Annotated in this window: 24 protein-coding genes and 1 tRNA gene; 10 read left to right on the top strand and 15 right to left on the bottom strand. The window is 43.9% G+C overall.

The genetic code is table 11. The annotated features are described in order from the left end of the window. Positions 1 to 19: 19 nt before the first annotated feature. Positions 20 to 772: a UDP-2,3-diacylglucosamine diphosphatase gene (locus tag BC643_RS10245; RefSeq protein WP_245994911.1), complete on the bottom strand. Its 753-nt coding sequence runs from the start codon at positions 770 to 772 to the stop codon at positions 20 to 22. Positions 773 to 864: 92 nt separating this feature from the next. Next, positions 865 to 2,013 carry a TlpA disulfide reductase family protein gene (locus BC643_RS10240; protein ID WP_120272996.1) on the bottom strand — a complete coding sequence of 383 codons (1,149 nt, stop codon included), beginning with the start codon at positions 2,011 to 2,013 and terminating at the stop codon, positions 865 to 867. A gap of 154 nt (positions 2,014 to 2,167) precedes the next feature. Between BC643_RS10240 and BC643_RS10235 the strand changes: the two genes are divergently transcribed. The 3 genes from BC643_RS10235 (at position 2,168) to BC643_RS10225 (ending at position 5,110) form a co-directional block, all read left to right on the top strand. Beyond that, entirely contained in the window at positions 2,168 to 3,109 is a 942-nt protein-coding gene (locus BC643_RS10235) for a bifunctional riboflavin kinase/FAD synthetase (RefSeq protein ID WP_120272995.1), read from the top strand. 93 nt (positions 3,110 to 3,202) lie between these two features. Beyond that, the gene (ahcY, locus tag BC643_RS10230; protein ID WP_120272994.1) at positions 3,203 to 4,621 is read left to right on the top strand and encodes an adenosylhomocysteinase; all 1,419 of its coding nucleotides are present in this window, start codon (positions 3,203 to 3,205) and stop codon (positions 4,619 to 4,621) included. Positions 4,622 to 4,684: 63 nt separating this feature from the next. Then, positions 4,685 to 5,110 (top strand): hypothetical protein, encoded by a 426-nt coding sequence (locus BC643_RS10225; protein WP_120272993.1) that lies wholly within the window; start codon positions 4,685 to 4,687, stop codon positions 5,108 to 5,110. On the opposite strand, the gene BC643_RS10220 is transcribed toward BC643_RS10225, so the two are convergent. Further along, entirely contained in the window at positions 5,107 to 5,532 is a 426-nt protein-coding gene (locus BC643_RS10220; protein ID WP_120272992.1) for a Rieske (2Fe-2S) protein, read from the bottom strand. The two genes, BC643_RS10225 and BC643_RS10220, sit on opposite strands and share 4 nt — an antisense overlap. A 69-nt stretch (positions 5,533 to 5,601) precedes the next feature. On the opposite strand from BC643_RS10220, the gene BC643_RS10215 reads away from it, so the two are divergent. The 3 genes from BC643_RS10215 (at position 5,602) to BC643_RS10205 (ending at position 7,104) form a co-directional block, all read left to right on the top strand. Next, entirely contained in the window at positions 5,602 to 6,069 is a 468-nt protein-coding gene (locus tag BC643_RS10215; protein ID WP_120272991.1) for a hypothetical protein, read from the top strand. A 156-nt stretch (positions 6,070 to 6,225) separates the two neighbouring features. After that, the gene (gene greA, locus BC643_RS10210) at positions 6,226 to 6,699 is read left to right on the top strand and encodes a transcription elongation factor GreA (protein WP_120272990.1); all 474 of its coding nucleotides are present in this window, start codon (positions 6,226 to 6,228) and stop codon (positions 6,697 to 6,699) included. Between the two features lie 6 nt (positions 6,700 to 6,705). Then, positions 6,706 to 7,104 carry an HIT family protein gene (locus BC643_RS10205; RefSeq protein ID WP_120272989.1) on the top strand — a complete coding sequence of 133 codons (399 nt, stop codon included), beginning with the start codon at positions 6,706 to 6,708 and terminating at the stop codon, positions 7,102 to 7,104. Positions 7,105 to 7,224: 120 nt separating this feature from the next. On the opposite strand, the gene BC643_RS10200 is transcribed toward BC643_RS10205, so the two are convergent. Further along, positions 7,225 to 7,743 (bottom strand): outer membrane beta-barrel protein, encoded by a 519-nt coding sequence (locus BC643_RS10200; protein ID WP_170154519.1) that lies wholly within the window; start codon positions 7,741 to 7,743, stop codon positions 7,225 to 7,227. Between the two features lie 222 nt (positions 7,744 to 7,965). On the opposite strand from BC643_RS10200, the gene rmuC reads away from it, so the two are divergent. Further along, positions 7,966 to 9,300 (top strand): DNA recombination protein RmuC, encoded by a 1,335-nt coding sequence (rmuC, locus tag BC643_RS10195; RefSeq protein ID WP_120272987.1) that lies wholly within the window; start codon positions 7,966 to 7,968, stop codon positions 9,298 to 9,300. 57 nt (positions 9,301 to 9,357) lie between these two features. Here the strand turns inward: rmuC and BC643_RS10190 are convergent, their stop codons facing one another. From BC643_RS10190 to tatC, 9 genes are all read right to left on the bottom strand, one after another. Beyond that, positions 9,358 to 10,365 (bottom strand): alpha/beta fold hydrolase, encoded by a 1,008-nt coding sequence (locus BC643_RS10190; protein ID WP_120272986.1) that lies wholly within the window; start codon positions 10,363 to 10,365, stop codon positions 9,358 to 9,360. 101 nt (positions 10,366 to 10,466) lie between these two features. After that, positions 10,467 to 11,255, bottom strand: coding sequence for an ABC transporter permease (locus BC643_RS10185; RefSeq protein ID WP_170154518.1), 789 nt, complete (start codon positions 11,253 to 11,255; stop codon positions 10,467 to 10,469). Further along, positions 11,252 to 11,872, bottom strand: coding sequence for an ABC transporter ATP-binding protein (locus BC643_RS10180; RefSeq protein WP_120272984.1), 621 nt, complete (start codon positions 11,870 to 11,872; stop codon positions 11,252 to 11,254). Before BC643_RS10180 ends, BC643_RS10185 begins: the two co-directional genes overlap by 4 nt. Before the next feature lie 59 nt (positions 11,873 to 11,931). After that, positions 11,932 to 13,146 carry an ATP-dependent Clp protease ATP-binding subunit ClpX gene (gene clpX / locus BC643_RS10175; protein WP_120272983.1) on the bottom strand — a complete coding sequence of 405 codons (1,215 nt, stop codon included), beginning with the start codon at positions 13,144 to 13,146 and terminating at the stop codon, positions 11,932 to 11,934. Between the two features lie 27 nt (positions 13,147 to 13,173). Further along, positions 13,174 to 13,845: an ATP-dependent Clp endopeptidase proteolytic subunit ClpP gene (gene clpP, locus BC643_RS10170; RefSeq protein WP_120272982.1), complete on the bottom strand. Its 672-nt coding sequence runs from the start codon at positions 13,843 to 13,845 to the stop codon at positions 13,174 to 13,176. Positions 13,846 to 13,974: 129 nt separating this feature from the next. Continuing rightward, complete coding sequence (gene tig / locus BC643_RS10165; protein WP_120272981.1) at positions 13,975 to 15,330, bottom strand: trigger factor; 1,356 nt, start codon at positions 15,328 to 15,330, stop codon at positions 13,975 to 13,977. A 141-nt stretch (positions 15,331 to 15,471) separates the two neighbouring features. Next, positions 15,472 to 15,553 (bottom strand) — tRNA-Leu (locus BC643_RS10160). An 84-nt stretch (positions 15,554 to 15,637) separates the two neighbouring features. After that, positions 15,638 to 16,360, bottom strand: a complete 723-nt coding sequence (lptB, locus tag BC643_RS10155; RefSeq protein WP_120272980.1) for an LPS export ABC transporter ATP-binding protein — start codon at positions 16,358 to 16,360, stop codon at positions 15,638 to 15,640. A 24-nt stretch (positions 16,361 to 16,384) separates the two neighbouring features. After that, the gene (gene tatC / locus BC643_RS10150) at positions 16,385 to 17,236 is read right to left on the bottom strand and encodes a twin-arginine translocase subunit TatC (RefSeq protein ID WP_120272979.1); all 852 of its coding nucleotides are present in this window, start codon (positions 17,234 to 17,236) and stop codon (positions 16,385 to 16,387) included. Between the two features lie 227 nt (positions 17,237 to 17,463). Here tatC and recQ point away from each other — a divergent pair, with 227 nt between their 5' ends. Together recQ and BC643_RS10140 are read left to right on the top strand one after the other, a co-directional pair. Next, positions 17,464 to 19,647 carry a DNA helicase RecQ gene (gene recQ, locus BC643_RS10145; RefSeq protein ID WP_120272978.1) on the top strand — a complete coding sequence of 728 codons (2,184 nt, stop codon included), beginning with the start codon at positions 17,464 to 17,466 and terminating at the stop codon, positions 19,645 to 19,647. Between the two features lie 492 nt (positions 19,648 to 20,139). After that, positions 20,140 to 20,361 (top strand): hypothetical protein, encoded by a 222-nt coding sequence (locus BC643_RS10140; RefSeq protein ID WP_120272977.1) that lies wholly within the window; start codon positions 20,140 to 20,142, stop codon positions 20,359 to 20,361. Here BC643_RS10140 and BC643_RS10135 read toward each other — a convergent pair. Next, positions 20,353 to 21,114 carry a DUF4919 domain-containing protein gene (locus BC643_RS10135; RefSeq protein ID WP_120272976.1) on the bottom strand — a complete coding sequence of 254 codons (762 nt, stop codon included), beginning with the start codon at positions 21,112 to 21,114 and terminating at the stop codon, positions 20,353 to 20,355. The genes BC643_RS10140 and BC643_RS10135 overlap by 9 nt on opposite strands. A 122-nt stretch (positions 21,115 to 21,236) precedes the next feature. Beyond that, positions 21,237 to 22,448 (bottom strand): pyridoxal phosphate-dependent aminotransferase, encoded by a 1,212-nt coding sequence (locus BC643_RS10130; protein ID WP_120272975.1) that lies wholly within the window; start codon positions 22,446 to 22,448, stop codon positions 21,237 to 21,239. A 255-nt stretch (positions 22,449 to 22,703) separates the two neighbouring features. Between BC643_RS10130 and ald the strand changes: the two genes are divergently transcribed. After that, positions 22,704 to 23,816, top strand: a complete 1,113-nt coding sequence (ald, locus tag BC643_RS10125; RefSeq protein ID WP_120272974.1) for an alanine dehydrogenase — start codon at positions 22,704 to 22,706, stop codon at positions 23,814 to 23,816. Positions 23,817 to 23,975: the final 159 nt, after the last annotated feature.

Below are 23,975 nucleotides of genomic sequence, written 5' to 3'. Positions count from 1 at the left end.
AATCTGCACCAGCAAATCCTTATTTTTTATATCTCTTTAATTCAAATTTTTCACCATCAAAAACACCGTACGAGAAATGATTAATCCAGTCACCCAGATTGATGTAACGGCTGTGATTTCCAATCGGCAAATCTAGCAACAAATGTCGATGTCCGAAAATAAAATAGTCAAACTCTTCTTTTTCAAGGACACTATTGGCAAAAACATAGAGGCCTTCCTTTTCCGGACCTTTAAATTCGTCACCCATACCTTTGTCCAACCGGCTTTTCTTCGACCAGCCGTGCGCAATCTTAATTCCGAAGTTGGGATGAAGTCGTGCAAACATCCATTGGAAGAAACGGTTGGTGAACACCTTCTTCAGAAAATGGTAGCCGGTATCAAATGGATCCAAGCCATCGCCGTGAGCCAGGAAGAACTTCTTATTGCCCAGCGTGACATGCATCTCCGTGTAGTGCACCTGGATTCCCAATTCGCTCGGTAAATAGTCGAACACCCATATGTCGTGGTTACCTGTAAAGAAGTGAACAGGGATGCCGGAATCGGCGATCTCCGCTATTTTCCCCAAGGAACGGGTGAACCCGCGCGGTACAACTTTTTTGTATTCGAACCAGTAGTCGAAGATGTCGCCCATGAGAAACAGCATAGCTGCGTCGTCTTTTATTTCGTCCAGCCATTGGACAAACAGACGTTCACGCTCTGCGTTGTTGTTTAACGCCGGCGCTCCCAGGTGTACGTCGGAAATGAAGTATATTTTACGCCCTTGGTCGATCAAAATTCCTGTTTTTCTAAAACGCTGACAAAGATATAATTTCCGAAGTGCAAATACTCAACTTTTGTTGCAAAAGGAAATTGTTGGTCAGACTGTTAATTTAAAATTTCTCCTAATAACCGATCCAAGTTCGGGCCTTTCAGGTCGCGGGCAATAATCACACCGTCCTTATCGAGGAGGTAGTTCAGTGGGATGTTGGTAACATTATAGTTACTTACGGCCTGGTTGCTTCCTTTCATGTCGCCAACGTTGGTCCACGTCAACTTGTCTTTGTCGATCGCATCCAGCCATTCATAACGGTTTTCATCAACCGATACCTGGTAGATTTCGAAGCCTTTTGATTTGTATTTTTTGTAAAGTTCAACCAATACCGGGTTTGCAATGCGGCTGCCGCGGTCCATTGCCGACCAGAATTGCAGCAGAACATATTTCCCGCGCAACGAACTAAGTGCAATTTCTTTTCCGTCTGGATTCGGAAGAACAATATCCGGGCTGTTGACCCCTTGTTCCTGGATCATCTGTTTCATTTTAGCAGCACGTTCCTCTGCCATCAACTTCAGCGTATTGCCGTAAAGTGCTTTTACGTGCTCCGATTCCGGGTAAAATGAGTTTAGTGCAGAGGCCGCCAATTTCAGCGACTGCAAATCCTGAATCACGTAAGTATCGTCGTCGAATTTTTGGTAGAGCGCCAATACGTTCGCCATTGAGAAGGGGTGGTCAGAAACGAATTTCTGTGAATATTCCACCTGGTTTTGTCTTACTTCGTAGTATTCCTGGTCCCATTGTTTCTTTTTCTCAGCAAACTCTGCATCATTCCGGAAGGATAGCTGTAGCGAGCGGATTGAATCCAATTGGTGTTTTGTGCGGCTCAGATGTTTGTTGAGCTCCTGAACGAAAAGTGAACCTTCAGATCCGGTCACCGAATACTCGCGGCTGAAGTTAGCTGCATCGCCGGCCACATTTACATGTTCGGCCGAGTCAACCAAAAGAGTTACGAAGTTATTCGGATTCAGACGCAAAAGAAAGAAAGTCGGGTAGCTGACATTGCCTTCGAAACTGAATGTGCCGTCTTCTTTTACCATCACCGAATCAATGGCTTCGGTAGAAGATACCTTCAATTCATCCAAATAAATGTAGTTACCATCAGCATTGCTGATTTTTCCTTGAATTTTGTACTGAGACGCATCATTACAAGCAACAATCGCTGTTGCCAGCACTAATAGAAGAATACCAAATTTTCTCACTGATCAGAAGTTTATTTTATTCGAGCGGTAAAAATAATAATTTCAACATCAATCGGGTATGAAGATTCAATCTTTTGAAACATGAATTTGTTATACCATTAGGTATGTTCAAAGCAAAAAATGTAATTTTGGCCTGCCTGAGAGAACAAGCAGCATGAAGATTTACCGAGATATAAATGATTTCCACGTTGAAAACCCGATCCTCACCATCGGCTCGTTTGATGGTGTTCACCTGGGGCATTTCAAAATCATCAACCGGTTAAAAGAGATCGCGAAGCAGAATAACGGGGAGAGCGTTATTTTTACGTTTTACCCGCATCCTCGGTTGGTGTTGTTCCCCGATGAAAGGAATCTTCGGCTTTTGACAACACTGCATGAAAAAATCCGGTTGTTTGAGCGGGCAGGTATCGATCACCTGATCATTTTCCCGTTTACAAAAGAATTTTCACAGCTGAGTTATTCTGAATTTGTGCGCCAGGTTTTGGTCGAGAAACTCAAAATAAAAACACTGGTGGTGGGCTACGATCACAAGTTTGGTAAGAACCGCGAAGGAAGTTACGAAATGTTGCAGGGGCTGTCGCAGGAGTTCAATTTTCAACTTGAAAAGCTGGATGTTTTGTTGATGGACGATGTTAACATCAGTTCAACGAAGATTCGCGATGCGTTGCAGGAAGGAAATGTGAAGCGCGCCAATAAATATTTGGGCTATCCCTACACGCTGCATGGGCATGTGGTTGAAGGCCAAAAGCTGGGGCGGAAGATTCAGTTTCCAACGGCCAATATCGAAGCGTCTGATCCCAATAAATTAATTCCGGGCTTTGGCGTTTATGCCGTTTATGTGAATGTTGGGGCCGTAAAACACCAGGGGATGCTCAATATCGGCATTCGTCCGACTGTGAACCACAATGCCGATCATCGTAGTATTGAAGTGCACATCATCGGTTTCGAGGGCGATCTGTATTACAAAGAGATTGAACTGGAATTTGTGGCGCGGATCCGGGAAGAAAAGAAATTCTCGTCGATTGATGAACTTCGCGCACAACTGGAAGAAGACAAGCAAGTTGTGGTTCAAACACTCGCTGATAGTCAGCAGTAAACTTACCCAAAGCAAAGAATATCCATTCCGATAAAAAAATCACTGGTCAATTCAGGTGAAAAAATTATCTTTGCAGTCCAAAATTAATTGAGAATGACGACAGTAACAGAAACACGATTGGATTACAAAGTAGCTGATATTTCGTTGGCCGATTTTGGCCGCAAGGAAATTGAGATTGCTGAGAAAGAAATGCCCGGATTGATGTCGATCCGTAAAAAATATTCAACGGAAAAACCGTTGAAAGGTGCCCGCGTGATGGGCTCTTTGCACATGACCATTCAAACAGCGGTGTTGATTGAAACATTGGTTGAGTTGGGTGCTGAAGTGCGTTGGGCCAGCTGTAACATTTTTAGTACGCAGGATCATGCTGCTGCTGCGATTGCTGCTGCCGGCGTGCCTGTTTTTGCCTGGAAAGGCGAAACATTGGCCGAGTACTGGTGGTGTACTGAAAAAGCCCTGGATTTTGGCAACGGCCTTGGTCCAAACTTGATTGTTGACGACGGAGGTGATGCAACCATCATGATCCACCGCGGAGTTGATGCAGAAAAAGATCCTTCAATTTTGGATGTTGCCGTTGAAGCAGAAGACGAAATTCAACTGAATAAAGCACTGAAACGCATTTTGGCCGAAACACCAACTCGTTGGACTGAAGCTGCGAAAGAAATTCGTGGTGTGAGCGAGGAAACAACAACAGGTGTTCACCGTTTGTACCAAATGATGGAAGAAGGAAAATTGCTTTTCCCCGCCATCAATGTGAACGACTCGGTAACAAAATCAAAATTCGATAACTTGTATGGTTGCCGCGAATCGCTGGCTGATGGTATTAAGCGTGCCACCGATGTAATGATTGCCGGTAAAGTAGTTGTTGTTGCAGGTTACGGTGACGTTGGTAAAGGTTGTGCCCGTTCCATGCGTGGTTACGGTGCCCGTGTGATTGTAACCGAGATTGACCCGATTTGCGCGCTGCAAGCTGCTATGGAAGGTTTCGAAGTGAAAACTATGGAAGATGCGCTGGCTGAAGGAAACATCTACGTAACGACAACCGGAAACAAAGATATCATTACAGCTGAGCATATGGCCGCGATGAAAGACCAGGCCATTGTTTGTAACATTGGTCACTTCGACAACGAGATTCAGGTTTCACGTTTGGAGCGTTGGGCTGGTATCGTGAAAACAAACATCAAACCACAGGTTGACAAATACACATACGAAGATGGTCGTTCAATTTACCTGCTGGCCGAAGGTCGTTTGGTGAACCTGGGATGTGCAACCGGCCACCCAAGTTTCGTTATGAGTAACTCGTTTACCAACCAAACATTGGCACAAATTGAACTTTGGAGAAACGATTACGAACTGGATGTTTATCGTTTGCCGAAACATTTGGATGAAGAAGTTGCACGTTTGCACCTGGAGCAATTGGGTGTTAAACTGACGAAACTTTCAAAAGATCAGGCTTCTTACCTGGGCGTTCCACAGGAAGGTCCTTACAAGCCGGATCACTACCGCTATTAATCGGTTTTAAACCAGAATAATTCAAAAGCAGCTCCCGGGCTGCTTTTTTCGTATCTTCAAGTCATGGATAAGCAACAGGAAAAGGAGATACTTCAGCGGTTTACCATTCTTTTTGATGAGTTTCCCAAAGGAAAGTTGCAGGCAGGAGAGTCACCCGATTTCCAGGTTAGGCTCAATACCCGTAAGTCAATCGGAATTGAATTGACCGGGCTGAAAGGGCAGGACTTTATCCACCAAACAGGGCGCTTGTTGAATCCATCCCAACTAATCGAAAATATTATGGAGACAATTGCCGCCAAAGAGGAGAAGCTTTACCTCTATCAGCGCAAGAAACTTCATCGGATTTGGCTGCTGATTCATGCAGAAACCATCAAGACAGAGGTCAATTTCAATCTTCAGAACAAACTCGAAAACCTGAATTTTGACTCCGGATTCGACCGGGTGTTTTTATTCGACTTGGGAAGCGAGCAGGTTTACGAGCTCGGTTAGTTGGTAATGTACAAGCGGTTTTCTGAGGCCGTTGCCTGGTATTGCAGCAAGGGCTCGTCGGCAGATCCCGACATCACGTAACCACCATCCCAGAGGTTAAATTGTGACCCGCAACAGGAGCAGGTGCCTATTCCGCCTTCAACCGATATCGTGCAGCTTTGTGAGGCTTCGTATGGACACGCAGCGTCATATGCAAAGTATTGCACACCGTTGTACAGAACAATGATTCCGGCGTATCCACCGCTCAATAGTACTGCGTTGCCGGGTACGGTCAGGTCGTTATAATTTACCATGTTTATGGAGAGGTTGACATACACGTACGGGATCGACGATTCGAAATTGTCGGAGCAAGAAGTGCTTACAGCTGTGACAATCGCCAGTGCAAAAGTAATTCGCAGTAAATATCGTTTGATGCCGTTCATTTTTTATACCTTTATAAACAAAACCGAAAGAGTTGGCAATTTATTTCATTGCCGCGAAAAAACAAGATCATGGAAGACTATATTTTTATACTAATAGCAATTGCGCTGTCGGTGTTTGGAGCCATGAATAAGCAAAAGAAGAAGCGGGAAGAGGCTATGCGCGGTATGGACGAGAATGAACGCCCTTCGAGATCGGTCTTCGAGGAAATTTTCGAAGGAGACCTGTTTATGACAGGAGGGCAGGAAGACAACCTGGTGCCGCCGCCAGTCGTTAAACGGGCACCTGCCCCGACGAAGAAAGAGAAGATGAAAGCGCCAGCGAAAATGGAGGCTCCGGCAAAGATGGAACATAAGCCGTTGATGCGTGAAAGTTTGAGACATTCCTACAGTCGGCCGGAACGAAAAATGAAGACGCTTGAGGTTGAAAAGCTTTCGTTGGAGGACGAAGCGAAGCTCAGTCCGAAGAATCTGATCATGAAAGATTTTTCGCTTCGGAAAGCAGTTTTGTACTCCGAAATTATCAATCGGAAATATTAGAACTTTTTAATTAGCAGTGTTTTAAAAACAATTTTAGAACACACCGTTCGCTAAAATCAAATATTTTAATTAGCTTTGCATACACAAAGAGTTCCGCTCGCCGGAATTCTTTTTTGTTTATATGAAGTCATAACATTAAAAATAAAAGTTTAAGAAATGGGAAAGGCGACCTATATCACTCAAGATGGTTTGAACAAGCTGAAAGGAGAGCTCGAACACTTGATGAATGTTGAGCGTCCTGCAATTTCAAAGCAAATTGGAGAAGCCATTGAAAAAGGTGATATCTCCGAAAATGCAGAATACGACGCCGCAAAAGATGCGCAGGGAATGTTGGAAGCAAAAATCGCTGTTTTACGCGATAAAATTGCCAACGCCCGTATTATTGATGAATCAAAGATTGATACCGACCAGGTTCAAATCCTGAATAAGGTAACTATCAAGAACAAAAAGAACAACGCGACGATGGTTTACACCATTGTTTCGGAACACGAAGCAGATCTGAAATCGGGAAAAATCTCGATTGAAACTCCTATTGCCAAAGGCCTGATCGGTAAAAAAGTTGGCGATGTGGTGGACATTAAAGTTCCGTCGGGAGTGGTTGCATTTGAAATTATTGACATTTCACTGTAAGAGATTATGGCAAGTTTGTTTACCCGAATCGTTCAAGGAGAAATCCCCGCCTACAAGGTGGCTGAGGATGACAACTACCTGGCATTCCTGGATATTTTCCCGGTAGCCAAAGGACATGTGTTGTGCATTCCGAAGAAAGAAGTTGACTACCTGTTTGATTTGGATGACGAAACTTACATTGGTTTGCAGCTGTTCGCCAAGAAAGTAGCAAAGGGCTTGAAACAAGCTGTTCCTTGCGCTAAAGTTGGCGTAATGGTTTTGGGTTTGGAAGTGCCCCACGCACATGTTCACCTGGTGCCCATGCAAACCGAAGCCGATTTGCTGAACTTTTCGGATAAAAAGAAATTTACTCCGGAACAGTTTGCCGAAATAGCAGCTACAATTGCTAAAAATATTGAATTGTAATTATCCTAAACCATCAGCTTAAAACTGGTGGTTTTTTGTTTTTTGCCGCTTTCCCATTAGAAAATACAAAAAGGCGCTCGCTTAAAATCGGGCGCCTTTTCTATTTCGTGTCTTGGTTGCTTAGAATCTTATTCCCAGGCCAATTTGGAAGGCATCGTTGTGGATGCCGCTGTTGATGTCGGTCAATCCCCACGAGTAGCGTCCCTCTATATTCAGCATTAGAATATTGAAGCCCAAGCCGACAAAGGTGTTCGTGTCGTACCACTTTGCATCGTCGCCCGTTGGAGAATTTTTTTCGCTGAGCTTGACATTGAATGTTGCTCCAGCCAATCCGTAAACAGGGCCAAGTTTGGCCTTCAATCCAACAGGTGCTCCCAAATAGTTAATGGTGTAATTGTCTCCGCTGATGTCAGCCTTCGCCTGCGAGTACTGCAAGCCCGAATGAACGAAAAGGAAAGGAATTATTCGCGCGTCTTTGTACACATTCAGGAAGAAAGAGCTCCCTGTGTCCCCTATTTTGCTGCCATCCACTTTCATCATGGTGTTTTGGTAACCTACACGCAGGCCTATTTTCTCGCCCTGGGCTTGCGTACTTAAAGCCCAAATCAGAACGACCGCCAATCCGATAATTTTTTTCATGGTCATAGAATTTAAAGTGAAAACTAAGAATTGTTTCTGTTTTATGAATCGCCCATAAATTTACAACCTTGGTTTGAGCTATAAAAACATTTAGTTGTATCGCATCTTGTGAATACGGCTAAAGGCATCTTTCATCAGCTGGTACCTCTTCGTAAAACGTCCGAATCTTTCTTTTCAGATGTGTTAGTTCTTTGTACATTTAGCCAACAAAATTGATCAGTAATGGAATTTATCTATCTGCTTGTTGGCCTGTTAATTGGTTTTCTGGTCGCATTTCTTGTTTTTAAGTTGAAGTCGAAGTCTTCGGAGCTGGAGACAAAGTCAGTTGAAGCAGAGCGAATGCTTGTTCAAACCGAGTACGAAAAAAATAAAGCTCAGCTGGAAGAGCGGGTTTTAAACCTGGCTTCGGAAAAGGATCGTCTGGATGCGAGATTGGTGTCTGTTCAGGCAGAGAATGACCAGAAAGCGGAGCGACTCGCAAAAGCAGAAGTTGAGTTCGCGAACCTGCGCGAAAAGCTCGCTAATCAAAAACAGGAGATGGAGGATTTACAGAAGAAGTTCACTATTGAGTTTGAAAATGTAGCGCACAAGATACTGAAGCAAAACTCACAGGAATTCACCCAAGTCAATCAGAAAAATATCAGTGAGATTCTGAATCCACTTCGGGAGAAAATCCAGCTTTTTGAAAAGAAGGTTGAAGACACTTACGAGAAAGGATTGAAAGATCAAACCGACTTGAAAGCAGAGTTGAAAAAGCTTCATGACCTGAACATGAAGATCAGTGATGAAGCTAACAACCTGACCAAAGCGTTGAAAGGGGATGTGAAAAAACAAGGAAACTGGGGCGAGGTTATCCTGGAAAAGATTCTCGAACGCTCGGGCTTGAAGGAAGGACAGGAGTACAGCAAGCAATTCAGTACACTGAACGATAACGGACAGCGCATTCAGCCGGATGTGGTTATTAACCTGCCGGATCAAAAACATATCATTGTCGACTCAAAGGTGTCGCTGATTGCTTACGAGCGCTGGGTGAATGCAACGGACGACGATGAGCGTGCCCGTCATATCAAGGAGCACCTCGCGAGCTTGAAATCGCATGTGAAGTTGTTAAGCGAAAAACACTATCAGTTGGCGCAAGGGATTAATAGTCCCGATTTTGTGTTATTGTTCGTCCCGATCGAGTCTTCCTTTAGCGTTGCCATCGAGGCCGACCAGGAACTGTTTTCGTATGCCTGGGATAACAAAGTGGTCATCGTAAGTCCTTCAACTTTGCTGGCCACTCTGCGAACAATTGCGTCCATTTGGCAACAGGAAAACCAGACCCGCAACGCCATCGAAATTGCGCGTCAAGGTGGAGCTTTGTACGATAAGTTTGTGAGCTTTATTGCCGACCTGGAAAAGATTGGCAATAACCTGGACCAGACCCGGAAGAACTATGATTTGGCGATGAACAAGTTGTACGATGGTCGCGGAAACCTGATTCGCTCGGCCGAAAAATTACGCGAACTTGGAGCGAAAGCCAGCAAAGAGTTACCGGCTAAATTTTTGGAGGATTAAAGGGATTGCGGAGATAGTGAGGGGATGACTCGAAGTCATGCCCTCACTAACTAAAATCTATTCTTTTAAGAACTTCACCAGCGGTTCAATAAACTGATCAAAGGCTTCGATATGCGGGAGGTGACCAATGTTGTCGATTTCGACCAATTGGCTTCCCTTAATTTCCTTTTGCGTTTTACGTCCCAGTTCGGGATAGTTGCCCATCGTAGCCCGAACTTCAGTACTTACCAGCGGTTTCCCCAATGCCGTGCGGTCGCGCTGTCCGATGATAAGCAAAGTAGGCGCTGTCACATTTTTAAACTCGTAACATACCGGCTGGGTAAAAATCATATCGTAAGTCAGAGCAGCATTCCAGGCAATCAAGGGATAGTCCTTATTCAGCGTCCAACCTGCAAGCAGGTTCACCCATTCGTCGTACTCCGGTTTCCATTTGTTGTCGTAATAACTATCCAGCTGGTACTTCTTGACGCCTTCGTACGATTTCTTTAGTTCGCTTTGGTACCACCAGTCAATAGTTTTGTATGGAACTTTCAGCTTCCAGTCTTCCAACCCAATCGGGTTTTCCAGGATGAACTTGTCTGTTCGATCCGGAAACATCAGCACAAAACGGGTAGCAACCATTCCACCCATGGAATGTCCCAATACACTGGTCTTTTCGATTCCCAGGGTGTCTAGGATCGCTTTTGTATTCAAGGCTAACTGTTGGAAAGTGTATTGATAGTGCTCGGGTTTTGTCGACTTTCCAAATCCAATCTGGTCAGGGATAATGACCCGAAAACCTTCTTTCGATAGTCTGGCTGCTGTTTCACCCCAGTAAGCGCCGTTAAAGTTTTTTCCATGTAAAAGCATCACGACTTTGCCGTTCGGGTGACTTGGCTGTACGTCCATGTACGCCATCTTCAACGATTGTTGTTGGTCGTTCAGGGTGATGAAGTGAACCGGGTACGGATATTTGTAATTTTCCAGGTTGATGTCCAGTTCTTTCAGTTTATCGCTTTGTGCAAACGATGCGCTCGTGAGGATGAGAATTGCGATCACAAAACTCGAGAGTCTTCTCCAATTCATATTTTCTGTTTTTTCAATTTGCTAGAAGAAGAACGCTGCGGACAGGCGATGGTTGTTTGAATAGGACACTTCTTTTGTTAATATTTTATAAGGTGAGTGGCTCAGGGGCGAAGTACACTTTTATCAAAACGGTCGTTGCTGTCGAAGCCTTGTTTGACGGCAAAATACAACTGAATAAGAATACTGACCAGGCCGGTGAAGAAGATCATGATCATCAGCATAATCTGGTACTTGACCGCCAATGCCGGGTCGGAGCCACCAATAATCTGCCCGGTCATCATGCCGGGGAGTGACACCAGGCCCGCGGTGGCCATCATAGCTAAGTTGGGTGCCATGGCTGTCCTAACGGCTTCTTTAAAAAACGGGCGCAATGCTTCGTTGCGGGTTGCCCCTGTCGCCAGTAGGTACAGGTAAACTTTCTCTTCGCGCTTGACGAGCGTGAAAAAGGTTTTCAAGGCGACGATGTTCGACTTCAGGATATTGCCGAGCATCATTCCACCAATGGGGATCATGATGTCCGCCCGAAAAACATTCGGGATCTGAACAACAAGCAAGTTGAAATAGAATAAGGTGAAAAAGGTCGGAAACAGCATTGCCAGGAAAGTCTGTAGTAAAAAACGTTTCAACCTAAGCGACGAGTTTTTGATGCCCGATAAAGCGGCGAAGAACACCATCATGCCGAGGTAGGCAATGTTGATGAGGATGCTGTCGAGTTTGAAAATATAAATGAGGTAAAGGCCAACGAACGAGAGCTGAATGACCATGCGGCCGGCTCCGGTAATCAGTTGCCGGTTGAAGCCTAATTTGAGTTTCCACACCAGTAATACGGCAGGAAGGATTAACAGCAATCCCGCAGCGGCACCCAATATGCTGATGTGTGGTGTATTCATGATCTTAGGTTTGTAATAATTCGCATAGGCTCGGTGTGCCATTCCTTGTCGTGGCTGGAGCAGATGACTGTCTTCTTCGTTTGCTTGATGTAATCGACGAAATAGTTTTTCATCGCTTCATCCAGCGCGGAGGTTGGTTCGTCGAGCAGAAGAACCGGGCGGTTAAGCAGCATCACTAAAATCCAGCCCAAACGCTGCCGTTCACCACCGGAAATGTCAATTGTGTTTTTGGCAAGGATATCTTCCTTTAAATTGACTTCCCTGATTTTTTCAATTAGCATGTCGCGGCTGTAGTTGATGTTGCGATTGACAGCGTAGTGAAAGATTTCGTCAAAAACTTCTTCGACCTTGCCGTTTGGCAGATCAATATCCTGGCTCAAGTAGCCGATCTGGCTTCGAATCAGTCGCATGTTCTCCGGCCTCAATTCTTTCTGGTTGAAAAGAATCCTGCCTTCATCCGGCTCGAAGAAGCCGAGCAATAATTTCAATAGGGTAGATTTCCCGGCACCGGAAGGAGCGGAAATGACGACTTTGTCGCCTTTGGCGATGTTCAGGTTGAACTGTTCGAGCAATTGCTTATTCCCCAATGTGAGGGATACGTTCTTGAAGCGAATCATGAAGAATAAGTAAGGTTCGACAAAAAAATGCCGGACATTACATCCGGCATTTATATTTATTAGCTAGCTTTTAATCTGTGATGATCTTCCGTATCGAATTTCGATTCGGCGTATTCGCGGGAGATGCTCAGTGCTTTCACTCCGTCCGACGGACTGTCGTACATGGCATCAATCATGATGTTTTCGCAAATTGAGCGAAGCCCACGGGCACCCAAGTTGAACTCTACCGCTTTGTCAACAATGTACTCCAACGCATCCTCGTCGAAACTCAGTTCAATACCGTCCAGATCAAACAATTTCACGTACTGCTTGATCAGCGAATTCTTCGGCTCTGTCAGGATATTGCGCAAGGCTTCACGGTCGAGCGGCTTCAGGTAAGTCAACACCGGCAAACGGCCAATGATCTCTGGAATTAAACCGAAGCTCTTCAGGTCCTGCGGTGCAACATACTGCAGCATATTCTCCTTGTCAACTTTGTCCAATTTCTTTTGGGCGCCGTAACCAACTACTTTGGTGTTCATCCGGTTGGCAATCTTCTTCTCGATACCGTCAAATGCGCCGCCGCAAATGAAAAGAATATTCTTTGTATTCACAGCGATCATTTTTTGTTCCGGGTGTTTACGTCCACCTTGTGGCGGAACATTCACTACCGAACCTTCCAGCAACTTCAGCAAACCTTGTTGAACACCTTCGCCGGACACGTCGCGGGTGATAGAAGGATTGTCTCCTTTGCGGGCGATTTTGTCGATTTCGTCGATGAACACAATACCGCGCTCTGCAGCTTCCACGTTGTAGTCGGCTGCCTGCAACAAACGAGTCAGCAAACTTTCCACGTCTTCACCTACGTAACCCGCTTCGGTCAAAACCGTTGCATCAACGATGGTGAAAGGAACGTGAAGCATTTTTGCGATTGTGCGAGCCAGCAAAGTTTTGCCGGTACCGGTTTGTCCAACCAAAATGATATTTGATTTTTCAATCTCAGTTTCGTCCGTCTGAATCTTTTGATTCAAACGTTTGTAGTGGTTGTAAACGGCTACAGAAAGGATCTTTTTGGCTTGGTCTTGCCCAATGACATATTGATCCAGAAACTCTTTAATTTCTTTTGGTTTCAGGAGTTTGACGCCCGTGAGATCAAATTCCGTATCTGTTTTGAATTCTTCTTCAACGATGGCGTAAGCCTGCTCAATACAGCGGTCACAAATGTGACCTTCCATTCCTGCAATCAACAGGTTGACATCTTTTTTCTCCCGTCCGCAAAAAGAACATTTATCCATACTATTTATTCTCCTTTGTCAAATGCTTTAGCTTCTCACCAAAATCTCATCGATCATGCCGTATTCCTTCGCTTCTTCTGAAGTCATCCAGTAGTCACGGTCCGCATCGCGTTCTACTTCATCAAATGATTTATGAGCATGTTTGGCGATAATGTCGTATAATTCTTTTTTCAATTTCAAGATCTCACGCGCAGTGATCTCAATGTCGGATGCTTGTCCCTGTGCGCCACCCATTGGTTGGTGAATCATCACGCGAGAGTGTTTCAGGGCCGAGCGTTTCCCTTCAGCACCGGCAGTCAAAAGGACTGCACCCATTGATGCTGCCATACCTGTACAGATTGTAGCAATATCCGGGTTGATATATTGCATGGTATCGTAAATGCCTAAACCGGCATGAACAGATCCTCCGGGAGTATTAAAATAAATTTGAATATCCTTGGTCGGATCGGTCGATTCCATAAATAATAGCTGGGCTTGGATGATATTCGCCACGTAATCGTCAATTGGTGTTCCCAGGAAAATGATGCGATCCATCATCAAACGAGAGAAAACATCCATTGATGCTACATTCAGTTGGCGTTCTTCAATGATATAAGGGGTCAGGCTATTTGTAAAGATCGAATCATATCGATGCATAGTTAAACTGCTGATACCCTTGTGTTTGGTAGCATATTTTTGGAATTCTTTTGCGTCGTTCATTTGTTGTCCTCCAGTTAAAAAAAAACTTTGTAAAAATCGGTTTCATCAAACTCATCCACCTTTTGGAAAGCGCACGAGAACCGACTTTTACAAAGTTAAAAAAATATGCTTTTGCCCTATTGTCGGGGACTACTTTTCAAGCAATTTGTTAAATTCATCGTAACTAATTGGTTTTTCATCCAAGGTTACTTTTGATTTAATGACTTCCAGAATTTTGTCTTCGATTGCTTTGTTGGCTAAACGCTTGCGTTCTTCTTCGTTTTGAAGAATGTGTCCGGCGTAGTTTTCCAGGTGTTCGTCAGGCACATTGTGCATTCCGTACTGGCTAAATTGCATTGCAGCAACTCGTTTTGCCAATTCTTTGATTTCGCCTTCTTCAATTTTAAGCTCGTTGTCTTTAATCAAACGATCTTTGATCAACTGCCAGCGCAGGTCTTGCATGAAGTTGTCGAAATCAGCGTCGATTTGCTCGTCAGTTAATTCCTCGTTTGTTAATTTCAACCAACGTTTCAGGAATTCTTCCGGAAGTTCAATGGCTGTTTTTTCAACCAATGCGTCGCGGCTATCCAAAGCGAATTTGTAGTCGCTTGAGTATTTGAAGTTTTCTTCTAATTCTGATTGCAGTTTCGCGCGGAATTCTTCTTCAGTTTTCACTTCAGTTTCTTCGCCGAAAGCTTTTTTGAACAGATCTTCGTTAATCTCAGCTTCTTTGAAGCTCAACACTTCTTCGATCGTGAATTTGAAGTTTCCTTCAATGTTTTCAGCTTCTTCGTGTGAAAGGTTCAGCATGTGACCAACTTCGTGTTTGCTTTCGTAAACAGCTACCGGGTCGAAAACCAAAACGTCGCCTGCTTTTTTACCGATCGCTTCGTTTTTAACAGCTTCGTCTTTCATCAGGTCGATAGCGATCACAACTTTTTCAGCTTTGATTCCATCTTCCAGTTCGTTGCCTTCTGCATCCAGTTGAACGAAATCACCACGTAAGGTGTCTTTTTCGCCCGCAACTTCTGCAGCTTCGTTTTGACCGAAACGGCTTGTATATGATTCGATTTGTTTGCTTACCATATCAGCATCTACTTCGATGTTGTAGTAAACAAACTTTTTGCGTTTGTCCAGTTTAACTTCGATTTCAGGAGCAACAGCGATGTCGAAAACGAATTCGAAATCTTCAGTTGTTTCCCAATCGATTTTAGGTTGTTTTTCTTCGTTTGGAAGAGGTTCTCCTAAAATATTAAGTTTTTCGTCAACGATATATTGTGACAGTTTGTTTGAAAGCATTTTGTTGACCTCGTCGGCCAGGATGGCTTTTCCGTACATTTTCTTAACCAATCCTGCAGGAACTTTACCAGGACGGAAACCAGGCATGTTTGCCTTTTTGCGGTAGTCTTTTAAAACGTCATTTACCGTTGCTTCGTAATCATTTTTATCAATTTTAACGGTAATTGTAGCTGTTAGCTCGTTGATGTTTTCTTTTGTAATATTCATAAAAGTTCCACTTAATTTTTTGGAAAAAGAACGGATAACCAATTAGTTACCGTTGAAAGTCGGTCGTTAACCAACGTCTTAAATCAATAAAAACCGCATGCTTGATTGAGAACCAAGCATAGCGGTTGAGCTTTTCTTTTGTGCGGACGAAGGGACTCGAACCCCCACGCCGTAAGACACTAGATCCTAAGTCTAGCGCGTCTACCAATTCCGCCACGTCCGCTAATCGAGGCGCAAATGTAAATCATTATTTTTACATCTGCAAAGAGAAATAAAACTTCTTTGGGATATTTTTTAGTTTGCGGGTTTAACGCAGGGTGAAATTCTGCCCCAGGTAGACCCGTCGAACATCTTCGTCATTCGCCAAATCCTCTGCTGTTCCGGCCTTTAGGATCGATCCTTCGAACAACAGGTATGAGCGGTCGGTGATCGACAAAGTTTCGTGTACGTTGTGGTCGGTAATCAAAACACCAATGTTTTTTTCGACCAGGGTGCGTACAATTTCCTGGATATCTTCTACCGCGATGGGGTCAACGCCGGCAAAAGGCTCATCGAGCAATACAAATTTCGGGTTGATGGCGAGTGCACGTGCAATTTCGCAGCGACGCCGTTCACCACCTGAAAGCTGGTAACCTTTACTTTTTCGAATGTGTGTCAGACGGAATTCCTCGAGTAACGATTCAATTTTTTCATTTTGCGCCGCTTTCGTCAATTTAGTCATCTCTAAAACAGCGCGCAGGTTATCTTCGATACTAAGCTTGCGAAATACCGATGCTTCCTGTGCCAGGTAGCCGATTCCTTTTTGTGCACGTTTGTAAACGGGCATGTCGGTAATATCCAGATCGTCGAGGTAAACGTGTCCGCTCAAAGGCTGAACCAATCCGACGATCATGTAGAATGAAGTGGTTTTCCCGGCTCCGTTAGGGCCAAGAAGTCCAACGATTTCACCTTGGTTAACTTCGAAAGAGACACCTTTTACAACGGTCCTCTTTTTATATTTCTTGACAATATTATCGGCTCTTAATTTCATAGCTTTAATTTCATTGCTTTTCGCTTAAGCTGCATTCATCGCAGCATTGGCTTTTTTCTGCACGCGTTTCGATATAATAATTCCTACTTCATAAAGGAATACCAAAGGTAAGCAAACCATAATTTGGCTGAAAACATCCGGCGGAGTAATAATTGCTGAAATAATCAGCAGCAGTACGTAGGCGTGTCTCCGGTATTTTTTCATCAATTGCGGAGACAGTATGCCCACTTTGCTCAGAAAATACACGAAAACGGGCAATTCAAAAATAACACCACTAGCGATGGTGATAGATGAAACGGTACTGATGTAGGACAGTACATTAATCTGGTTGGCAACTTCCCCGCTGATGGAGTAGGAACCCAAAAAGTGAACAGACAACGGTACTATTAAATAGTATCCGAACAGCACGCCGGTCAGAAATAAGAATGTCATATAGAAAACGGCACCTACCGAGTGTTTGCGTTCGGTGTCGTACAAAGCCGGTTTTATAAATCGCCAGAATTCCCAAATCACATAGGGCGCGGCAATAATTACGCCTGCAATAATCGAGGTCCAGATGTGCGTCATGAATTGGCCGGCCATCGAAATACTGATAAGTTTGAGTTCCGTCGTGTTTATTCTTAGTGAATCGGCTCCGGTGAAGTCAGCCAACTTGGCAAACATCCGGTTGGTCCAGAAGTCCGGCATCTTGGGACTCATAATTATTTTATCGAAAATGATATCCTTATTAATGAAAGCCAGAATCGAAAAAATGAAGATGGATGCGAATGCCCGGATCAGGTGCCAGCGCAAAACTTCCAGGTGTTCCAGGAAGGACATCTCAACTTCTTCCACTTTTTCCTTGACTCTTTTTTTGGTGCTTTGCTCTTCGGCCATATTGCGCAAATGGGTTGAATTTTAGTTGCCTGATATCGCGCAGGCAAACGGGAACAAATATAGTTTTATATTCAGAATAGTACCCAAAAGCAAAAACTTAAAATTTCGAAAGCCTTGTGAAAACACCTTAATTTCAAAAATATCGTTGCGATATGAAAATGTTTTTAGCTATCTTAGATTTCGCATAAAAAACGCGTGATTAAGGAGATCAAAATTTTATTGGCTTTATGGAGAATAATCTCACATTGACCGATCAACTCCAGAAATACTTTGGTTTTGATCGTTTTAAAGGTCAGCAGGAAGAGGTAATCAAAAGTGTTTTGGATGGAAAAGACACTTTTGTTTTAATGCCAACCGGAGGTGGTAAATCGTTATGCTACCAACTGCCGGCTTTAATAATGGATGGAACCGCAATCATTATATCTCCGCTAATTGCTTTGATGAAGAATCAGGTGGATTCGATTCGGAGTTTTGGAACGGATGACGGGATTGCGCATTTCCTCAATTCATCGCTTTCGAAACAAGCGGTGCAGCAGGTGAAGGATGATGTGACGAATGGGAAAACAAAGTTGTTGTATGTTGCGCCGGAATCATTGACGAAACAGGAAAACGTTGACTTTTTAAAGTCAGTGACGATTTCATTTTATGCCATTGACGAAGCTCACTGTATCTCCGAATGGGGACACGATTTTCGACCGGAATACCGCCGAATCCGTCCCATTATTCAGGATATCGGTGCCGCTCCGATTATAGCTTTAACGGCAACAGCAACAGCTAAAGTTCAGCACGATATTCAAAAGAACCTCGGTATGTTGGGCGCGAACGTTTTCAAAGCGTCCTTCAATCGTCCGAACCTGTACTACGCGATTAAGCCAAAGGCGAAGCCGGAGGCACAGATCATTCGCTTCATTAAAGAAAATGAAGGGAAGAGCGGTATCATTTATTGTTTGAGTCGCAAGAAGGTTGAAGAATTGGCGGAATTACTCACTGTCAACGGCATTCGTGCGTTGGCCTACCATGCCGGTATGGATTCGGCAACCCGTAGCGGTAACCAGGATAAATTCCTGATGGAAGAAGTTGACGTGATCGTCGCAACAATTGCATTCGGGATGGGAATTGACAAACCGGATGTTCGATTCGTGATTCACTACGATATTCCGAAAAGCTTGGAAGGTTACTACCAGGAAACTGGGCGTGCCGGGCGCGATGGCGGCGAAGGACAATGTTTGGTTTTCTATTCTTATAAAGACATCCAGAAACTGGAGAAATTTATGCAGGGAAAGCCGGTGGCAGAACAGGAAATCGGTCGCCAGTTGTTGCTGGATACTGCTTCTTACGCCGAGTCTGCGATTTGCCGCCGGATCATTCTGCTGAATTATTTTGGCGAAACACTCGATGAACCTTGTGGTAATTGCGACAACTGTTTGAATCCGAAGGAGCAGGTGCAGGCGCAGGATGAAGTGCATCGCGCTTTATTAGCAATTCAGGAAGTCAAAGAAAAGTACAAGGCGGAGCACATCTCGGATATTTTAACCGGGAAGATGACAGCTGCGATTAAGTCGTTTCATCATGATGAACTGAAAGCTTATGGGAATGGCGACGATCACAGCCACAGTTTCTGGAATGCCGTATTTCGTCAGAGTATGATTGCTGGGTTGATTAGCAAGGATATTGAGAATTACGGATTATTAAAACTCACGCCCAAAGGGCTCGAGTTTATCGAGAAACCTCAGCCTTTCTTGTTGGTTCGGAACCACAATTACACCGAGCTGGAAGAAGAGTACAATACAGTTTCAGGTCCGTCGTCCGGTTCAGCTGGCGATCCCGAGTTGTTTGAGGCACTGAAAGATCTTCGGAAAAAGGTTGCCAAAAAACTGAGCTTGCCTCCGTTTGTGATCTTCCAGGACCCGTCCTTGTCTGACATGTCCATTCAATATCCCATAACTATCGATGAGTTGAAGAATATCCAGGGAGTTGGCGAAGGAAAAGCCAAGCGCTACGGAAAGGAATTTGTGGAGCTCATTGCAAATTATGTAGAGGATAACAGCATTGAGCGGGCGCAGGATATGGTGGTTAAAACGGTTGCCAACAAATCGAAAACGAAAGTTGAGATTATTCAGGCAATCGACCGTAAAATGTCGCTCGAAGATATTGCGGACTCGAAAAGTATCGATATGAACGAGCTCATTGGTGAGATCGAGGCTATTGTCAATTCCGGTACCAAGATCAATATCGATTACTACATCAATGAACTGATGGACGAAGATCATCAGGATGAAGTTTACGAGTATTTCCGCGAGGCTGAAGACGATTCTATCCAGGCAGCTTTGGACGAATTGGGCGAGGATGATTACTCGGAAGAGGACATTCGATTGATGCGGATTAAGTTCATGTCGGAGATGGGAAATTAATTTACAATTTTTTAAACTTTTTATAAGAATGTTCAAATAATCACAATTTTGAATTTAATAGTCTGAATAACAATATGAAAGCGATGCTGATTTAAGTGTCGCTTTCTTTTTTGTCTAATTTTTAGGTGAATTAGGCGCTTGTTCGTCGATGAGGGTGAACAAAACATTCAGGCAGGTTGCTTATCTTTATAGAAAGAGCATGTTGAGCGCTTCAAGATGTTGGGGATTGTAAACTTGATCTGATCGATCGCAATACATTGAGTTATGACAGGAATTCAATATTTAGGAAAAAGATGCCCCTTCGCGAAGACCTGCCCTGTGTTTCAGGGAAGCTTAACCGTGCCAAACGTTCCGGTAATGCTGATCAAAAATGTTTTTTGTAATCGAGGAATTAAAGGATGGAAAAATTGTCGTAGATTTCAATTAGCGGAGGCGGGTGAGGAGATCCCGCCAGCAACAACTCCATACAACAAACAATAAAAAAAAAGGCCTATGAAAACAAAGTTAGACTTGTCGACAGTGAAAAATGAAGTCGAGCGTGAGATCATCCAACTGATTCACGAGAAAGAACAATGTATGATGGGAGACATCATTATGCACCTTAAATTGAGCTACCAACGCGGGAAGGCGTATATCAGTTCCCTGGAATCAAAAAATGTAGTGACAAACCGGGACAAAGCACCTTTCTATACGTTGAATGTAGATCTAAGTTAAATGAATTGTATTGTGAAAAAACTTTGAGTATCCGGTATTATCCTCATTAGGAATACCGGATTTTTTGTTTATAAATGGATCTGAGTATTTTAAGCTTGGCGTAACATCGAAATAAAGGCCCCGTAGTTTGTTTTTGTTAGTTTTTAGTTCCAGAAAATCGAAATGGGTGGTTTGATATTGAGAGCCGGCGAATTCAAGTCCCAAAATATTGATCACAGCATATTCGTGAGAAGGGTCAATCACGTAGAATGCAGTCCGCTTAGTTATTCCATCTCCCGAGCTTACAAGTGCATCCAGAACTGTGAATAATTGTTTCAGTCTTTTATTATACAGCTCAAGCTGGCCGAGTTGCTTTAATGCATGTAGTTGGCAGTTTAGTGCCAGTACCGAGAACGGGTATTCTCGGTATACCGAATCGGCACATTGCACGATGAATTGCAGTTCACCATTCGTTTGTTGGTCTTTATTCATAATTTCCAACATGCGGTCGATGTAGTCTGAAGAGGAATAAGGGTTGTATTTGGGTTGAAATTGATAGCCATAATATAAGTGACGTTTTTCCTTTAAAGTAAGGGTTGAATCGGCTTGCTCAAATCGGGTCATCAAGCTTGGGTAGTAGAGTGGTCCGTGTTTTTTGCGGATCGCTCTTTCAATTTTTCGATAGTTGGGCTTTTCGTAGGTTAGTTGCGATTGTTGTGCTTGACAAGCATATCCTATTAAGATAAATAATATGATTAGTCGCACAGCATTCATGAAAAAGTGGGGTTTTTGCTAAAACGTTATTCTGTTTTGCATATTATTCCGCAGGTCGATTTTTGTATGAAAAAAAGCCAATCCGTTAGGATCAGCTTTCATATATGTAATTTGTGCGTGTTTTAATGGTTGTGTTTATAAACCGTTCCCGGATAAACTTTCAACGCTTCGTCCAGAATTTTGAGTGCACGGGCCAGGTCTTTCTTTTTCAGAACGTAGGCAATTCGCACCTCATTTGTTCCGTAGCCCGGTGTGGTGTAGAACCCGGTGGCAGGAGCCATAAATATCGTTTCTCCTTCGAAGCTGAACTCGTCCAGTAACCAGGCGCAAAACTTGTCCGAATCGTCAACCGGTAGTTGGGCTACGGTGTAAAATGCGCCCATCGGTATTGGCGAATAAACACCGTCGATCCGGTTTAAACCATCGATGAGGAATTTGCGACGCTCCACATATTCGTTGTACGAATCCATCAGGTAGCCATCGGTTTCCTCCAGTGATGCTTCTGCGGCAATTTGTCCGATCAAAGGTGGGCTCAAACGGGCCTGACAGAACTTCATTACGTTGCGGCGAACAGCCGCGTTTTTCGAAATCAAAGCACCGATGCGGATTCCGCATTCGCTGTAGCGTTTCGAAACGGAGTCGATCAGGATCACATTCTGCTCGATTCCTTCCAGGTGGAAAGCCGAAATATATGGTGCGCCGGTGTAACAGAATTCGCGGTAAACTTCGTCTGAGAATAAATACAAGTCGTATTTCTTCACCAGGTCGCGAATAGCGTTCATCTCGGACTGCGTATACAAATAACCGGTTGGGTTATTGGGGTTGCAGATCATGATCCCCTTTGTTTTCGGGGTGATCAGTTTTTCAAATTCTTCGATAGGAGGAAGGGCGAAACCTTCTTCAATTTTTGCCGGAATTGATTTGATGATTGCACCAGCCACAATTGCAAACGCTTCGTAGTTGGCATAAGCTGGCTCGGGAACGATAATCTCGTCGCCCGGATCAAGGCACGACATGAAGGCAAAGGTAACCGCTTCGCTACCTCCGGCTGTCACAATAATGTCTTCAACCCCAACATTGATTTTGAATTTGTGATAATAGGCCGCCAACTTTTGGCGAAGCGACAGAATTCCTTCACTCGGGCTATACTCGAGTATCTTGCGGTCAATGTTCCGAATCGCGTCCAACGCTCGCTGAGGAGTGGGTAAATCCGGTTGACCAATATTTAAATGGTACACTTTAATTCCTTTTTCCTTGGCTTTATTAGCCAGCGGAACAAGCTTCCTGATCGGTGAATCAGGCATTTTATTTCCCCGAATGGACGTAGTTGGCATATGTATTTAAAAATTTTTGCTCGGAGGGCAAATATACGATTATCAATTTTAAATTGAAATCGGTGCAGGAATACAAATTTGAAATTTTAACAGATTTATTTCCGCGAATTTATCACTGTTTATTGGTAGGTTGTCATACCAATCTGAACTAATTGTTAACGTTTCTCCTCAGGATGTTATTCCTTGTCCTTTGTCATGTTTTCCATGTGGTTATTGATCTAATTTTGATGAATGATAATTTTAATTTGATGCGATATGATTATTGGAGTACCCAAAGAAATTAAGAACAACGAAAACCGGGTGGCATTAACTCCAGCCGGCGCTGCTGAGTTAGTCAAAAATGGTCATGAAGTATACGTACAAGCAACCGCTGGTAATGGAAGTGGATTTGCAGATGAAGCTTACGTCGTAGCGGGAGCAAAGATGCTGCCGACGATTGAAGACGTGTACGCGATTGCAGAAATGATTATTAAAGTAAAAGAGCCGATCGAGCCTGAATACAAATTGATCAAAAAAGGCCAGATCTTATACACATATTTCCACTTTGCATCTTGCGAGCCGTTGCTGAAAGCGATGATCGAAAGCGAAGCAGTATGTTTGGCTTACGAAACTGTTGAGCTGGACGATCGCTCGTTGCCGTTGTTGGTACCCATGTCGGAGGTTGCAGGACGCATGTCGGTACAACAAGGTGCGAAATACCTGGAAAAAACTTACGGCGGTTACGGCGTATTGCTGGGAGGTGTAGCCGGGGTTCCGCCAGCCAAAGTGCTGATTATTGGTGGAGGAATTGTTGGTACCGAAGCAGCGAAGATGGCAGCAGGTTTAGGTGCCGATACGACTATTATGGATGTTAGTTTGAAGCGCTTGCGCTATTTGGACGATATCATGCCGGCCAACGTGAAAACCATGATGAGTAACGAATATAACATTCGTGATATGGTGAAAACGCACGATGTAATTATCGGTGCCGTATTGATTCCAGGGGCGAAAACTCCGAAGCTGGTTACCCGCGATATGATTCCAACAATGCGTCCGGGAACTGTAATGGTAGACGTTGCAGTTGACCAGGGTGGTTGCTTCGAAACTACAAAAGCAACAACGCACGACAATCCGACGTTCGTAATCGATGATATCATTCACTACTCAGTTGCGAACATGCCGGGAGCTGTTCCGCGTACATCTACTTTAGCTTTAACAAACGCAACCTTACCTTACGCCATTCAGATCGCAAACAAAGGATGGAAGAAAGCTTGTAAAGAAAGCTTGCCTTTGAAAAAGGGCTTGAACGTGATTGACGGAAAGATTGTTTATGCCGGTGTTGCAGAAGCATTCGATATGGAACTCGCAGACGTAGATGCTTTTTTATAGTAGAACGAAATTATATAAATGGGGAACCCTGCCAATCGGCAGGGTTTTTTTATTTCGGGGGACTAGTGTCGGGGGAATTGATTAGGTGTAGCAGATGTTTAGAATTCGAATTCGTTTGTGCACTCCGGAAAAAATAGTGTTTTTGCTTTTATTCAGAAG

The sequence above is a fragment of the Mangrovibacterium diazotrophicum genome (genome assembly GCF_003610535.1).
Classification (GTDB): domain Bacteria; phylum Bacteroidota; class Bacteroidia; order Bacteroidales; family Prolixibacteraceae; genus Mangrovibacterium; species Mangrovibacterium diazotrophicum.
This window is presented reverse-complemented; position numbering and strand designations above follow the sequence as displayed.